The sequence below is a fragment of the Candidatus Latescibacterota bacterium genome (assembly GCA_019038625.1).
In the GTDB taxonomy this organism is placed as follows: domain Bacteria; phylum Krumholzibacteriota; class Krumholzibacteriia; order Krumholzibacteriales; family Krumholzibacteriaceae; genus JAGLYV01.
The window spans coordinates 1-15,784 of the sequence record JAHOYU010000090.1 but is presented as its reverse complement, the minus strand read 5'-3'; the positions used below and the strand labels follow the sequence as shown (position 1 = coordinate 15,784).

Annotated in this window: 13 protein-coding genes; 9 read left to right on the top strand and 4 right to left on the bottom strand. The window is 51.1% G+C overall.

Annotation, left to right across the window (positions count from 1 at the left end; translation table 11 throughout):
• Positions 1-793: hypothetical protein (locus KOO63_07030; protein ID MBU8921556.1), on the bottom strand; the 793-nt coding region annotated here is incomplete at its 3' end.
• Positions 794-966: 173 nt separating this feature from the next.
• Positions 967-4,053: a serine/threonine-protein kinase gene (locus tag KOO63_07025; GenBank protein MBU8921555.1), complete on the bottom strand. Its 3,087-nt coding sequence runs from the start codon at positions 4,051-4,053 to the stop codon at positions 967-969.
• A 257-nt stretch (positions 4,054-4,310) separates the two neighbouring features.
• Between KOO63_07025 and KOO63_07020 the strand changes: the two genes are divergently transcribed.
• The 9 genes from KOO63_07020 to KOO63_06980 all read left to right on the top strand — a co-directional run bounded on the left by KOO63_07020 (position 4,311) and on the right by KOO63_06980 (position 13,718).
• On the top strand, positions 4,311-6,602 hold the full coding sequence (locus KOO63_07020; GenBank protein MBU8921554.1) for a T9SS type A sorting domain-containing protein: 2,292 nt from the start codon (positions 4,311-4,313) through the stop codon (positions 6,600-6,602).
• A gap of 95 nt (positions 6,603-6,697) precedes the next feature.
• Positions 6,698-7,294, top strand: coding sequence for a hypothetical protein (locus KOO63_07015; GenBank protein MBU8921553.1), 597 nt, complete (start codon positions 6,698-6,700; stop codon positions 7,292-7,294).
• Between the two features lie 3 nt (positions 7,295-7,297).
• Positions 7,298-7,594, top strand: coding sequence for a transcriptional regulator (locus KOO63_07010; GenBank protein MBU8921552.1), 297 nt, complete (start codon positions 7,298-7,300; stop codon positions 7,592-7,594).
• A gap of 42 nt (positions 7,595-7,636) precedes the next feature.
• Positions 7,637-8,323 (top strand): hypothetical protein, encoded by a 687-nt coding sequence (locus KOO63_07005; protein MBU8921551.1) that lies wholly within the window; start codon positions 7,637-7,639, stop codon positions 8,321-8,323.
• A gap of 210 nt (positions 8,324-8,533) precedes the next feature.
• Complete coding sequence (locus KOO63_07000; protein ID MBU8921550.1) at positions 8,534-8,881, top strand: hypothetical protein; 348 nt, start codon at positions 8,534-8,536, stop codon at positions 8,879-8,881.
• Between the two features lie 3 nt (positions 8,882-8,884).
• On the top strand, positions 8,885-9,226 hold the full coding sequence (locus KOO63_06995; protein ID MBU8921549.1) for a hypothetical protein: 342 nt from the start codon (positions 8,885-8,887) through the stop codon (positions 9,224-9,226).
• 451 nt (positions 9,227-9,677) lie between these two features.
• Positions 9,678-11,396, top strand: a complete 1,719-nt coding sequence (locus KOO63_06990; protein ID MBU8921548.1) for a C69 family dipeptidase — start codon at positions 9,678-9,680, stop codon at positions 11,394-11,396.
• 1 nt (position 11,397) lies between these two features.
• Positions 11,398-12,012, top strand: coding sequence for an RsmD family RNA methyltransferase (locus KOO63_06985; protein ID MBU8921547.1), 615 nt, complete (start codon positions 11,398-11,400; stop codon positions 12,010-12,012).
• Positions 12,009-13,718 carry a M28 family peptidase gene (locus KOO63_06980; GenBank protein MBU8921546.1) on the top strand — a complete coding sequence of 570 codons (1,710 nt, stop codon included), beginning with the start codon at positions 12,009-12,011 and terminating at the stop codon, positions 13,716-13,718. The genes KOO63_06985 and KOO63_06980 overlap by 4 nt, the downstream gene beginning before the upstream one ends.
• 85 nt (positions 13,719-13,803) lie before the next feature.
• Here the strand turns inward: KOO63_06980 and KOO63_06975 are convergent, their stop codons facing one another.
• Together KOO63_06975 and KOO63_06970 are read right to left on the bottom strand one after the other, a co-directional pair.
• Entirely contained in the window at positions 13,804-14,514 is a 711-nt protein-coding gene (locus KOO63_06975; protein MBU8921545.1) for a flavin reductase family protein, read from the bottom strand.
• Positions 14,515-14,535: 21 nt separating this feature from the next.
• A partial coding sequence (locus tag KOO63_06970) for a hypothetical protein (GenBank protein MBU8921544.1) occupies positions 14,536-15,784 on the bottom strand: 1,249 nt, incomplete at its 5' end.

Genomic DNA, 15,784 nt, shown 5'->3' with positions numbered 1-15,784 from the left:
AGTCAGGTCCTATGGTGATGAAACGCGAGAGTGGAGTCGTGGCGTCGAAGGATGCCGCAAGGTCCTCGTTGAAGTCATACTCATCTGTCAGAGGATCGATCCTCAGCGCGTAGCTGCCGGACGGCACTATAAATTCGAAAAGACCAGCTGCGTCAGTAAGTGCTGTCCATGTGCCGCCGGTACCGTTCATCAGGGTAATCGTTACGTTAGAGATTCCTGACATATCTGACGCGTCTTGTATTCCGTCACCGTCAGCGTCGATATAGACCGTACCAGAGACCTCGAATTCATCTACGAATCCTTTGCAGGGGCCTGCGATCTCAGCTACTCCGATACTTTCTCCGACCCCTACCGAAGTGGTAATCACTCCCAGTGGGATGTCGCCTGGATAACTGACCATGAAGCTCCGGGTCTCTCCCACGTATAGATAACTTTCCCATTTGATCCCGTAGACTCCTATATAAGGATTGGTATTCGTATAGGCAGGTACCGGGAAATAGGAAGCGAGCTGCGGGGCACACTCGGGTATCTCGAGGAAGAAATAGCTGAGAACATCATAGGCCTGTTCGCCTGACACGGTGTAGAGGAATGTCGTTATGTCGTTTTCATATGTCCTGCCCTCGAAAGAGACCAGGTATCCGTTCATCATGGCCGACCATGGAATCGATGTCGAGCCGAGATCGGGAACAAGCATGGTGTTGCTTCCCGGAAGTTCGCTGTCGTTCCGGCTGCAGCCGGACAGCAACAGGACGGCAATAAAAAGAAAACAGGAAATTAAACGAAGAGATTTCATCGCTGTACTCCTATGAAAAAAGTAAACATGGTAGAATCCGTAATTCGATGAACAGCCAAAGCGCCCCTCCCGGCCTCCTGCGGAAGAGTCGGGATTGATATTGGCGCAGGCCATCCAGAATAGGTAAATTGTACCATATTTCATGAAAAATTACAAGGTACTGAAGGGCTTATCTATCTGGAGATCCCGAGTCGTCGTCGTATCCCGTCGAGTATCACTTCGAATTCCGGATTGCCATGGAGCGATTCAAGGTCCGGGTCCTCGAAGATCACATTGTAGGCGAATCCCCTGTCGACCGACTCTCTGAGGTAGGAGATCGCGACTTCATGTTCGCCCATTTTCGCGGATACGCAGGCTAGATTGTAATAGCTCTCAATGATCCTGGGATGGTCGGGGCGGAGGTTCTTTTCTCTTATGCCCAGAGCGCGAAGGTGGATCTTTCTAGTCATTTCGAGGTTCCCCGCCGCAAGCTGGAGGTTGGCGCATGTATTCAGAGTGTGCGCCAGGTCGGGATGGTCGGGGCCGAGCACCTTTTCCTGGATATTCTTTGCGCGAGAGTTGTATATCCTCGCCTTTGCGAAATCCTTCTTCATCCAGAGCAGTGTCGCCAGGTTGTTCAGACTTGTCGCGACCCTGGGGTGATCGTCACCGAGGACCTTTTCACGGATGGCCAGTGATTGCTCGTATAGAGGAAGGGCCATTTCGTAATCTCCCATCGCTTCGTAGACGATGGCGAGGCCATTGAGGCTGTTGGACACATCGATATGGTCGTGGCCAAGAGCTTTTTCGCGTATCTCGATTGCCTTCTCATAGAGGGGGATAGCCCTGTTATTATCTCCCATACTCCTGTAGAGGTTGCCGAGGTTGCTCAACGCGAGGCCGACCTCCGGATGTCCGGAGCCGAGGATCTCTTCTCTGATCGTGCGGGCTTCCTCAAAGAGTGGAAGGGCCGTCTCAAAGTCCCCGATCGCTCCAAGGAGAGCGGCGAGTTCCTCGCAACTGTCACTTACGTTGAGATCTTTGTCGCCCAGTTTTTCTCGTCGGAGATCGAGGGCTTGCTCAAGAAGGGATCGGGCACTGTCATAAAGGCCGAGATTCCGGTAGACACGCCCCATGGTCACCATGAGCCTTGCCTGAACGAGTGGCTGGTCAGCCAGTTCCCTGGAGATTCTTCCGGCGCCCTTATCGAGGATCTCCCTGGCAGTGATCGAATTGCCCCTCGCTTCGCCCGGATCGGATACTTCGAACAGTCCCTCCATGAATGTCGATACGCTTTTCACCGTCTCCGCTTCCCGGAGTGCGAGTTTTTCAGCCCTGATCGCCCTTATCATCCCGATCGTAGTGCCGGCGATACCCAGGAATACGGCCAGGACGACGACAGATGCGGCTGCGACTCCGGCCCTGTGCCTTTTTGCAAATTTTTTGATCTTGTAGATCCTGCTCGGTGGGCTGGCGAGTACAGGCTCGTCATTCAGGTGGCGTTCGATGTCTGCCGACATGTCCATGGCGCTCGCGTAGCGGCGGTTGCGATCCTTGTCGAGAGCTTTCATTATGATCCAGTCGAGGTCTCCCTTGAGCTGGCTCGAAAGTGAAGCGGGATCGGTCCGTCTGAGTTGAGCATTTGCTGAGGATCCGTCACCGAGAGTCGTTACCTTTGTGCTCGGCTTCGCAGGCTCGACGTCGCGGATTGTCTTTTTTATTCCCTCGAAACCCGCCTCGCGGAGCATCGTTGAGTTGAATGGTAGTGCTCCGGCCAGCAGTTCGTAGAGGATGACGCCGAGCGAATATATATCTGTACGTGTATCGATATCTTCACCCGTCAGCTCGGCCTGCTCGGGACTCATGTATTCGGGTGTGCCTATCAGTTGCCCGATATGAGTATGCATCTTCTTATCGGTCAGGGGTGCGGAGGTCGCTTTGGCTACTCCGAAATCGATGATCTTCGGCACAGGTTTGTCGTCTATCTCCGTGACAAGGACATTGTTCGGTTTGAGGTCCCTGTGAATGACGGCCTTGTGGTGCGCGTGTTGAACTCCCTCGCAGAGCCTCATGAAAAGCCTCAATCGCTTCTCGGTGCCCAGTTTTCTCTTGTCGCAGTATTCCGTTATGGAGACGCCTTTTACATATTCCATCGCGAAGAAGGGACGCCCCGCCGGAGTCGATCCGGCATCATACACCTGCGCGATACATGGGTGATCCATCAGGGCGAGAGCCTGCCGTTCAGCCTCGAACCTGGCTACGACTTCCTCGGTGTCCATACCAGCCTTCAGGATCTTCAGTGCGACCTTGCGGTGAAATGGCGCTTCCTGTTCGGCTGCCCAGACTTCACCCATTCCTCCCACACCGACTCTCTCGAGCAGTCGGAAAGATTCGATCATATCACCCTTCTCTGTCAGTCTTGTTTTCTTTGGGGGTGTGATCTTTCCCGGTTCCGGCATCCGCGCGCGGACCTTGGATGGTCCCTTGAGCTTCTCGATGAATTCATCGAGGGAGGGAAGGCGGTCTTCCACATTTTTTTTGAGCGCGGTATCGAAGAACGACTGATATTCGGGGGGAAGGTTGGAGATGTAATCACTCAGAGGGTTCGGGTCTTCGTTCATTATCCTGTAGATGATCGCCGCCTCATGCTCGGCGATGAAGGGATGATTCCCGGTCAGCATCTCGTAGAACATCACGCTGAAAGAGAAAATGTCCGATCTCGCGTCGACTTCCTGGGCGCTTACCTGTTCGGGAGACATATAGGCGATTGTACCGAGAGAGGTTCCTGCCATTGTGAGGACTGTCTGCCCTGCCAGCTTGGCCACTCCGAAATCGAGTATCTTGATATGACCGTCCGGGGAGATCATGATGTTCGATGGCTTGATGTCTCTGTGGACTAAACCCTTGAGATGTGCGGCAGCGAGTCCTGAAGCGACCTGTGTGGCGATATCGAGCGCGTCTTCAATTTCCAGCGCTCCACCCTTTAGCCTGTCTTCGAGAGTGTCACCCTCGTAATACCCCATTGCCATGAACATCCTGCCGTCCGGCAGTTCGCCGATCTCATAGATTGTGCATATATTGGGGTGTTCCAAGGCTGATGCGGCCTTTGCCTCGCGGATGAACCGTTTTCTCGTATCCTCATCTTCGCACAGGTGGGGAGGAAGGAGCTTGAGAGCCACGAACCGGTCCAGGTTGGTGTCGCTGGCCTTGTAGACGGCGCCCATGCCGCCCTCGCCCAGCTCCTCAATAATATTGAAGTGTCCTACGGTCTTTCCGATCATATTTCTGTGATCCGATCCATGTCATTTCCCTGTGAAATCAGTCCCAAGACTCAGCGGGAAAATGTTAGCAGGAACGACCAGTTTAGTCAACTCGACCTTGAATTATATTGAGTTTTGTTGTAAAATCCTCCTTGTCCGACGGCGCAAGACTTCAGGCTCTCACTGGGACAGAATCCGCAATAGACAGAGCACACCGGGATCCGTTCTCTTACCTGCCGCCATTGTCGTTTCAACACGATCTCAGGGAGGTGCCCCCAATGAAAAACGCGTCCCATTATTCAGGCGTAGTAATCCTGGTTTTATTTGCTCTATTGTTTTTTCCGGCACGACCGGTGAGCGCCCCGGGACTTGCCAATGACGTTACGATGTCCAAAGAAGCGACACTCGAATTGACCATCTATGGATACTCACCGGAACTCATAACCGTTTCGGGAACAGAGACCATTACCTATTCGGACCCCTATACGGCTCCAGACAACCATGTCTGGATAGATGTCGAGATCGTCGAACTGGAACTTTCAGATATGGCGATGGTTATCAGGAATAATCCCGAAGCGGTCAGCCTGGGATCTTCCCGAAGTCTGAGTGAGTGGATCGATTTCCCCGCTGAAAGTTTTTTCGATGTGATGTACGAAATGGAGATCCCCGGAATATTCCCCGGCGAGACACTCATCACTTACGAACCGATGCACCTGATAAGCACGATCGACCAGTGGCCGCCATACGGGCACGCGTATGCTATGGTCAATCCTTACATCAAGATCTATAACCAGGTAGGTCTGGAGGTCGGAGAGATCACAATGTGGACCGAAGCGAATCAGCTTCTGGCCGAGCCGCGTGCGAACATTACAGTTCATACAGGGTATGGATCGGACGTCGCTGAGGAATACAGCGATGACGTGATCGAGGTAAGAGCCTCGATCAATGTTCCCGAAGAGGAGATCATCAGTGCGCAGTTCCTGTGGAGGGAAGAAGGAACAGGAGGTTTTATCCCGTTCTGGACCGATTTCGACGGGGTGGGTAGAAATTATGGGACTTCGAGCATAAAAGAAAGCGGCGACGCGTGGGCCGGATATCTTGATATATCATCTTTCAGTACGGCGGGTGGGTTTTATGATGTCGTGGTGGATTTCGATGTGGCAGGGATAGGCCATTTCTGGGATACCGTATATGTATATATCGACCCCACTACTCCGAAACCGACGTTCAATGTGTGGCCGGCCGATTCGATTAGATTTTTCCCTGGCGATTCTACTTATACTCTGAGCTTCTCACTCGAAGACGAACTGATGTCACCTGGCTTGGGTACCCTTCGCGTTTATCCTCTTGCGCCTGATTTTTCGAGGACTCTCGTGACGATAGACCAGCACAACCTGGGGACCGATTATGACGACTGGGCCTGCATCCCCACTGCGACGGCTTCTTGCCTGAAGTATTTTGCCGAAAATGGTCACGGTAACCTCGATAATCCAGAGGGGGACGAAGCGCAGGAGGAATTGTCGCCATCGGAGATGGCGGAAGAACTGGTCGGTGACATGGGGACCGATTCGACGGGTACGACTCCTGACCAGGCGGTGTCCGGCATCGAGGATTATCTCGACGATCATGGAGAAAATTCGGATGACTGGGAAGTCGAACATGTAGAGGTGGAGGATTACGGGGATATCGGAGAGATGCTGAGGGAGTTCGAGGCCGACAGCGAAGATGTGATCATCCTGTTGGCAGACACGAACTCTGCGGGAGATACCCTCGGCCACGCAGGGACACTCGGATCGAAGAACAGCGAATGCTATGGGGAGAGCCAGGGAGATAGTGTCGTGGGGCATGTGGGCTATACTCTCGATTTCATGGACCCCAACGGGGGAGGTTCGACCGAGGACAATGAGTATGGAGTCGACGAGAACGCCGAGGGAAGGCCGATCCTCGATGGATATTCGTTCACCGACAGCACAGGGAGCTCCGCCTGGATCGAAGGGTATATCAAGGTCTCGCCTCCTGCGGGGGGGGATGGCAGTTCTTCCCGGACAGGGCCTGCCGGCAGGCGGTTCTTTAAAGCGCCCTCGTCAGCCGGATGGATCGAAGTGTCGACAGGGACGGTCGCTGGCAGCGGAGTGGTCGACTCGCTTCAATGGAATACGACAGGATATCTCGGAGGACTGTATTTGATAGAGATCGTGACCATAGACGATGAGGGGATACAGTGCCGGGACCTTCGCCTTGGTGGTATCCCGGAATACATCGTCGGAGACGATCCGGTGATTCCAGGAGCAGGGACGATGCTGAGAGGATCATACCCCAATCCGTTCAATCCATCGACGACGATCGAGTTCTATATCGCGGAAAGGACCTCCGTTTCGATCACTATATTTGATATTTCCGGTCGCCGGGTACGTCGCCTGATAAAGGCGGAGGAATACGACACCGGATTGTTCAAGGAACAGTGGGACGGAAGAAACGATAAAGGCAGTCAACTCGCGAGTGGTGTATATTTCTGCAGATTTGAAGCGGGAAATAATATATTTGCGAGGAAGCTGATACTACTCCGGTAAAAAATAATCAGGATTATTCTTGACCTTATCGGAAAAATGCGGCATTCTACTTTAGAAAGTAAAGTACTTTGGTTATGTTGAGGATGGTGTTTGAGATGACCGATCAAAGCATGAGAGATGAAATCGAGATCATTCAAAGAATGATTCAGGAGACAAGAAAGAAAGTAATGGATTCGGGAGTATATTTTATTCTCTGGGGCATGCTGACTCTGGTTGCGACTGGAGCGTTCCAGATATCTGCCTGGAGGGACAAGTTGCAGTTCATGCCCTATATCGTCTGGGCATTTCCTGTCCTTGGGATCGTGATTACTCTTGTCCTGAAAAATAAAAGAGAGAAAAAAGAGAAGATTGTGACCTTTGTCGACAAAGTCGTATCTGCAACATGGTTCGCATGCGGATTTGGTATTGCTTCACTGAGTCTTGTCAGCCATCTGGGTTCTGATAGCACAGGAGTGGGAAGTATATTCTTATCTTTCGTCTCTATCATAATCGGCATTGGGATGATTATCACAGGAGCTGCCTATCGATGGAAGGTATTCAGCTCCATTGGAATACTCTGGTGGCTGGTTGCAGTAGTGATGCAGATTGTTCCGTCTGAGTACATGGCCGTAATTTTCTGTCTGATGATTGGTCTGGCAATGGTCGTCCCCGGGATCATTGCGAATATTCTGAAAAACAGAAACGAGAAATAAGTAATGAGCGATTTCGATTATCACAAATTGGATAACCTTATTCACTCGAAGGTCAGGTTGGGGATTATAGCCGCACTGGTTGCAGCCGAGAGTGTCGATTTCAGTTTTCTCAAAGAAAAACTGGATCTGACGGATGGCAACCTGAGTGTGAATATGAAAAAACTGGAAGAAGCAGGATATATAAAGACGAAAAAAACGTTTATAAAACACAAGCCCAATACAAGCTATCGGATTACAGCAAAAGGGAAGAAAGCATTTGATCGATATCTTGAGAATCTTAAAAAGATTCTGGACGATTAAATTTGTAATAGTGAGTCATTGTAATATTACGTGGAGGTAATCATGAAAAAAGCACTTCTTCTTCTGGTAGTCATTATCTTTGTCAGCGTATCTTCGATCCGCGCACAGAATGATGTGATATGCGATACAAAATGGATTTCGACACAGCCTGAAATATTGACCTACCAATCCCGGAGTAGCCAGGGTGACGGGTTATACCAGGTATCCCTGTACAGAGGGAAGGATTGTATCGAAGCGTACACGAATATTATAACAACAGGCTTCACAAAATCAGTACACGGGACAATGACCGAAGCCATGTCTCCATTGCGATCCACATCCAGGATAATTGTAGCTGGACAAGTATTATTCGATACTGAGTGCAGTTATCAGGATAGTAAGGTCAATATCTCGACTTTGATGAGACCCTACAACCAGATCATGAAAGAAAGTCTCTCCAGTGACCATCTGGTCATCGATCATTCTCAGATATCGTTTATTTTACGGACTCTGTCACTTGGCATGGGAACCCAATATCAACTCGATTCACTCGATCCCCGGAATAACATGCTGGTCCCTCTTACCATCAAAGTGACGGGAGAAGAAACTATTCATGATATAGACTGCTTCATAGTCGAAATGCAGTCATTTGAAGGGAATTCACTGAACTGGGTCGAGAAAGTTGTTCCCCACAGGATCATTCGGGTAACACAGTCTGAGACGGAGCGAGTCACGGAACTGATTCTGTAAATGTCATAGCAGGCAAGCTCTTGTTCTCGGAATTCAGTTCTGGATTCATGCCCTGTCCCCTGTTCGATCCTGGAGAAACTATGGTTCGATCTCGGAAACACGCTGTCTAACGTACCCGGAATTAACTTCCAATGACAGGGTCGAACCCCTATTATCAGACGAAGGAAGCAGGCTATAGTCACTTGCGGGTTTTCAGGACAGGGAGATGTGATGCGGATACTGGAACAACCTGTAACGAAAGATGAGTTAATTAAGATCGCCGCCGAAATGTTCGGTGAAATGATCAAGGCTGTCGTCGACATTCGGCTCGGTCTGGTCGCTATTGACGCTGAAATGCATTCAGACCTGGAAGCGCTGCTTCTCGAAAACGGTTCCGCGCAGAGCGATCTCTGGGGGATCAACTTCTATCCCTTACTGGAAGGCGATGATTTCCTCGAATTCGACTCTATGATAAACATGCGTCCTTCACAGGGGAATATGAGCCGGGGAGTCGAGGATGCGGACATTCAAAGAATGATAGTCGAACTTGTAGACAAGTGGATAAGGCGAGCTGGCTGATTAATGGATGATTCGAAAAAGAATATTCAGCACAAGGGGCTAGCCGCTGGTCGATGGAAAGAGATGTCTGTCTCGATGCAGATGGCCAATATAGGCAGCGAAGTCAGCCGGGCGTTAAACTGGAGAAACAAGGGTAATACCGAATACTGCCTCAAAGCCGCAGCGAGATTCCTCGAGCTTCTCGATCTCAGCCTGGATGCTGCGGATTCGTTTCCCAGACTGAAAGAATTCGCCCGTGTCCGTGAGGCGCTCGTCGATTATTTCTATGGTTCAAATGATTATTCCTCTTCGGAGACCCTCTGGCGAAGATATTTCGACCACTTCAACTACGCCGCACGCAGATGATCGTCAACCAGACAGATCATTGATAACCGGGCAGATAATAGATAACGAGACAGATGAGCCGATCAACTTGCCTGATGCCGGATGTTATGATGCGCATTTGCGCCCCCTCGTTGGTTAACATAATGTGCGCAGGAGAATTCGCTCGACTATAATCGTCTGGTACCATTATAGTTATGGGCGACCGACAAATATTTTACCGCCACCGGTGGCGATAAAAAACCTGTCACTTTGTTCGCAAATGCGCAGAGGATTTGGCTTGTCCAGGCAACTGCCTTTCCGTACAATCGTTTCATGTGACCGGTCCATTTGATTGGTTCATGTGACCGGTCCGTTCGATCGTTTCGTGTGATCGATCCGTTCGATCGGTTCGTGCTATTGTCACATACAATCGGTCCATACGATGGCTTGGTACGATAGACCTTCTGATATTACCCGTTAAGGAGAGAACAGTATGATTCGAGCACCCGGCGTATTATTCGTTATCCTGATCCTGGTATTCATTATCAGCCTTCCGGTGACCGGGCGGACATGCACCATCATCGTGGCCGGAAAAGATGCTACCGTCGACGGTTCGGTGATAACTTCGCATACCGATGCCTGCGACAACTCCCGGCTTGTATATGTCCCCGCGATGAAATTCAAAAAGGGGAGTTTGGCGCCCGTTTACTGGGGATTGCAGGACCCCGCGATAGCGCATGGTGAATGGGAAGTGATAGGGCATATCCCGCAGGTCGCGAAGACGTTCGCGTACTTCCATTCGGGATATTCACACATAAACGAGTACCAGCTGGCAATAGGCGAGAGCACGACGAGCCAGCGCGAGGAGCTCGGCCTCGATAAGGGTGAGGGTGAGCAGATAATCACCGTCGAGCAGGCGATGATCTTTGCTCTTCAGAGATGTAAAACAGCTATCGATGCCGTAAATCTGATAACCTCGCTCGTCGAGGAGTACGGTTTTCTACCTTCGTGTGGGCCGGCATCGGAGACGCTGGCAATTGCCGATCCGAACGAGGCGTGGGTACTCGAGATCTTCAGTGTGGGGAAGGGTTGGAAGCGTGAAAGCGGCAAACTCGGAGCTCTCTGGGTAGCCAAACGAGTACCCGACGACCACATTGTCATGATACCGAACTGGTCGATCATACAGGAGATCGATCTGTCGAGGGCCGGTCTGTCGAATTCCGATCAGGTTGATTCCGACCAGGCAGGCTCCGACCTGTCCACCCCTGACAGCTTCGACAGGGACAAGCTTATGGTCTCCGAAAATTACCTGAAGGTCGCAATCGAATACGGCTGGTACGACCCCGACAGCGGCTTTCCTTTCATCTGGCAGGATGTCTACGCGCCCCTGCCGAGGGAGTGGGCGACCAGCAGGTCATGGCTTTTCTATTCCAGCTTCTGCGCGAGCCTGAAGGACTGGCCCGACAGGACGATCGACAAACCCCGTGAAAAGAACGATTCGTATCATCAGTATGTCGAACCTCTTTCGCTCTATCCATTTTCCGCGAGACCCGACACTCTGATATCTGTTCAGGATATAATGGCATTCCAGAGATCGACTTTCGAGGGTACGATCTATGACATGACCGCCGATTACGACTGGATGATCCCCGACGATGAGGGAAAACTGGTTAAAAGTCCTCTCACGACGCCATTCCCGACACCCGACATGCGAAATCTGCTCGATATAGATTTTCGTAGAAATGTCTCGAAAGGTGGCTACGGGATGATCGCCCAGCTGCGATCCTGGCTGCCCGACCCGGTCGGGGGTATCTATTGGTTCTTTGTCGACAACCAGCATGTCGGTGCTTATGTGCCGATATACACTGGTGTCACAGAGATCCACGAATCGTATGGGATATGGGACCCCGAGAAATACGACGAAGCTTCGGTCAGATGGGCAATAGATTTCGTCGATAACCTCTTGTATCTCAAATGGCAGGAAGCTATCAACGACGTAAAGGAAGTCCGCGATCCAATGGAGGCCGCTTTCTTCGAGGAGCAGGCCGGGATCGACGAGAAGGCTGCGGCGCTATATGAGAGGAGTCCGAAAAAGGCCGCGAAATACCTTACCGGGATAACACTGGATCGCATGGAAAAGATCCATGGGATCTATTCAGAGTTGAGAGACCAGATGATTACAAAATATTCGAATAACAGGGTGCGGCCATAATATGGACCCCGAACGGATCAAGCACAAATTAGGTGGAGATTTCATCGTCGATGACAATCTATACCTTATGGGGATCGATTACCGCTTCGCAGAGAAGATAGCTGTCCGTTTCAGGGGAAAGACCGTTTTGGAGACATGCACCGGAGGCGGATTCTCTACGATCGCTCTGGCACGAGAAGCGAAGCGTGTCGTGACGATAGATATCGATCCGTACCACCAGCGGGCAGCTACCGGAAATATCGAGATGGCCGGCCTGACCGGTAAAGTGACATTTATTCAAGGCAGCGCACTTGACGAGACCATTCTGTCGCCAGACCTCGGAATTGACGCAGCTTTTCTCGATCCCGACTGGGCAGTCACAGGGAAGGACCATGTATACCGGTTCAAAGATTCGAACACCAGGCCACCGGCGGATCGATTGCTGGAGAAGGTCCTGGAGATCACTCCGAACATTGTCATGATCCTTCCTCCATATGTGGACCGGGCCGAACTTGCAGACCTTCCTCCGCATGAATTCCAGAAATTCTATATAGATGATAATCTTGAAGCGTATTGTCTTTATTTCGGTGATCTGATGGTGGTTGAAGGTGAGACTTCTGAAAGGATGACGAAATGAACAGACTGATTCTGTCAATTCTCTTAATGACCCTTCTTTTTTCACCTGTCAGGCTCAGTTCGTCGGATAAGTGTAATACTATAACGAAAAGTGAGATACGGAGCATCATAGAGTTTCTCGGAAGCGATCTGCTTGAAGGGCGGGCCCCGGGGACGAGGGGTGGGGAACTGGCAGAAGAGTATATCCAGAGCCTGTTTCAGTTGCTCGATATAGCCCCCCTTACGGACGAGGGATTTTACATTTCGAAAATGGCAGATTCTCCGGGGGCAAAATTATTGATTGCAGATTCTTCGGCCGGTGATGCGGACATCGGGAAAAGTTATTACCAGCAGTTCAGGTTGAACGGTTTTTCGACGCAGAGTCTGTCGACTGAGGTTGAAGGTATAGACATCGTCTACCTGGAAGATATCGTCGGAAGCTACGTCCGCGAGAAAAACGAGTTTTCGCTGACCGGTGATGTTGTCTTTGCCGGCTTCGGAATAGAGTCCGATGCCTGGGCATGGGACGATTACAAGGATGTCGATGTTGCGGGCAAAATAGTCATTGTGCGGGTGAACGAACCGGGACGGGGCCGCCATGTCATTGATTCCCAGGGGACCAGTGAGTTGGTACACGTGGATCCCAACCTGTTCGAAGGTAACGATCTCACATATTACGGCCGATGGACGTACAAGATCGAGGAAGCGGCAAGGCGTGGAGCGAAAGGGATACTTCTCGTGCACACGACCGAATCGGCCGGTTACGGATGGCATGTCGTCAGAAACTCATGGGGCGGCGAAGAACTCTATCTCGATTCGGCTCTGAATAACGATCTTCTTTTCAGGGGCTGGATCCGCGAGGAGAAACTGATAGAGATATTCGATTCGATGAACATATCACTCGGAGAACTGTATGAGAAATCGGAGAGTCGCAACTTCAAGCCGATCGACCTTGGGTTTCAGGTGAAAATAGAAGGCAAAAATGATTTCAGGAGTTTCACTACAAGGAATGTCGTAGGGTATATCCCCGGCAATGATCCTGAGCTCAGAGATAAAGCTGTCCTGTTGAGTGCCCACATCGATCACCTCGGTCGGAACACCTTGCTCGAAGGGGACCAGATCTTCAACGGAGCCATCGATAACGGATCGGCCGTAGCCTCAATGATGATAACCGCGAAACACTTGAAGAAACATCAGGACGAATTACGATATTCCGTGATAGTCCTGGCCTGTGAGGCTGAAGAATCCGGACTTCTGGGTTCGCTCTATTTCGCCGGCACGATCGATCCTTCGAAGATTGTCGCGAACATCAATTTCGAGTCGACTCCGGTGTGGGAGAAATCGCGGGATTTTGTCGGTGTCGGCGCGAAGTATTCGACACTCGAAGATATACTGAAGAAAATCCTGCAGGAAGAGGGTCTGGAATACTCATATTTTTCGATGTCCGATCGAGGCTTCTTCTATCGCAGCGACCAGTTCAGTTTCGCGCGCAAAGGGATCCCGTCGGTCTGGCTCAGCGCCGGCGAAGATTTCGTGAGTGGAAGGAACAGGCTGAAAGAGTTTTTCCTCGGAAAATACCACACAGTCAAAGATGAATACGATCCCGACTGGAGCCTTGACAGCACGGTCCAGACGATTGGAATCGCCCTGCGCCTGATCGATTATATAAACCGCGAGGCCCCTCGGATCGAGTGGAAGGGCAGGATGACCTTTCCGGTAGATAAATGATTACCAGTCACGACACGTTAATTCTCAAATGTTCTGTCCGGCCGGGCGTAACAATGACCGGACTGTGAGTAGCCGGGATCGACGACTATCTCTCGATCGTCTCCTGCAGTTCTCTGACCAATCCGAGGTTCTTTCCCATACCGTGGAATGTCCCACTTCCCGTTGCATATATGAACGGTTTCAGCAGGTCTATGTCGGGCCGGCCGTTTTCCTTCAATATCGATTTATCCGCTTTTATATCGAGAATCTCACCGATGAGCATGACGTGGCTGCCGACCTTGTAGGTGTGTATCAGTCTGCATTCGGCCACGAGAGGGAATTCCCGGATATACGGTGCATCGACCAGGTCACTTTTTATGGCCGTGAGCCCTGTCTTATCGAATTTGTTGAAATCTCTCCCTGAAACGGTTCCGAAGAAAGCAGACTCCGCGGCGAACTTCTCCGATGGAATATTGATAGTAAACGCTTTTCTCTCGATTATGTTGCCGTACGAATATCTTCCTTCAGTCAGCGAGATTGTAACGCATGGCGGGCTCGAGTTGCATATTCCGGCCCACGAGGCGGTCATGACGTTGGGCACACCCTCTGAATCGTAAGTGCCGACGATCCATACCGGGACAGGAAGTATCAGGGTCGCCGCGCCGAGGGAGCTTTTTTCGTTGTCTGAAGCTTCAATGTCTCCTGCCCTGACATCATTTCCAGGATACGGTCCGGGCAGCCCTGTGGATACAACAAGGATGCAGAGGGTCGAAATTACGAATAATTTAAGTGTCCACGAAAATACTTTTGTAAACATAAGTGTCTCCTTTCAAGTGGTCTAATTAAGGAAATCCATATCTATTCCCATCAGATCCAGTTTCCCCTCGATCCCGTCCGCCCTGAAGACCGGGTAGATATTGGGGCGGTTACTGCCCCACTGCCTGACGATCGTCCTGTTCAGCATGCCCCAGCGCAGGAATCCATCCTCCGATTCCGGTTCGAGCAGTATCGCGGCGATTCTGGCCAGCGGCTGTTTCAGGGATACGTAGTAAGCACCGGCCGGGATGGTCGTCTCTTCTTCCCGGTATTCCCCGCTGACCTCGACGAAGGAATGTCCCTGAAAAATCGAAGCTGAAGGCCTTACTTCGCTCATTACGAAATGCTTCAGAGGAACGGTGACAGCTCTTTCGATCCTGCTGACAGAGATCCCATGCTTCAGCAGCTTGTCGATCACAAGATCCTGATGGGGGAGGATGACATACCCTTCGGGCAGATCGATCCTGCGCGTCGGAACGGCTTTCGAATAATAGGGGAGCTTGTAATCCTTTTCCTCGTCGGTCTTTCTCACTACGATGCCGTTCCACCATGAGGGGTATCTGTCCAGGTGTTCTTCGGGTATTTCTTCATTGATCAGTCCCCAGCTTTTTACGGTGATTTCGAAAAGAACATCTGTCCTTGACTCAAGCGTCAGGCTGTCAGCGTGGAATCCCGCGGTGGTTTCACGATCGGCCCTGTCCGTTATCTCGCGCATCTTGTCGATGTTCTCATTTGTGAACTTGAGTATCGACTGGATGAAGGCGTATGAAGCCAGAACCCTCGTTTTAAAATCGGCGTGTGGATAGTTCTCGTCGAGGATAGAGAAACGGTTCCGCAGCCCGAAGTAGTTGGAGCCGTACCTTGCCGCAATCGCGTGATTTCTCCAGCCCTTCAAAGGATCCAGCCTGTCGCTGAAATTGCCGTACGGCATCGCGTCGTAACCATGTTCCTTCCTGATGATCTTCTCTACCTTCGGGAACATCTTCTTCCACATGTATCCGCCGATCTCCGGATGAGCATCGGGGTGGAGAACGGTCGTATAGGTCACAGCCGGCCTGATATAGGAACCGTTTTTCGCGTGCATGTCGACGAAGAGGATCGGGTCCCATTCGGTGAACAGCCTCACCAGCGCACTGATCTCGGGTGATTCGAGTTTTGGATAATCTCTGTTCAGATCGAGGTTCTGACCGTTCACCCGTTCACCGGCCAGTCTGGGGCCGTTGTCGCGCCTGTTGCGTTCGGACAGTTTCTCGTTGCCGTCAGCATTGAGA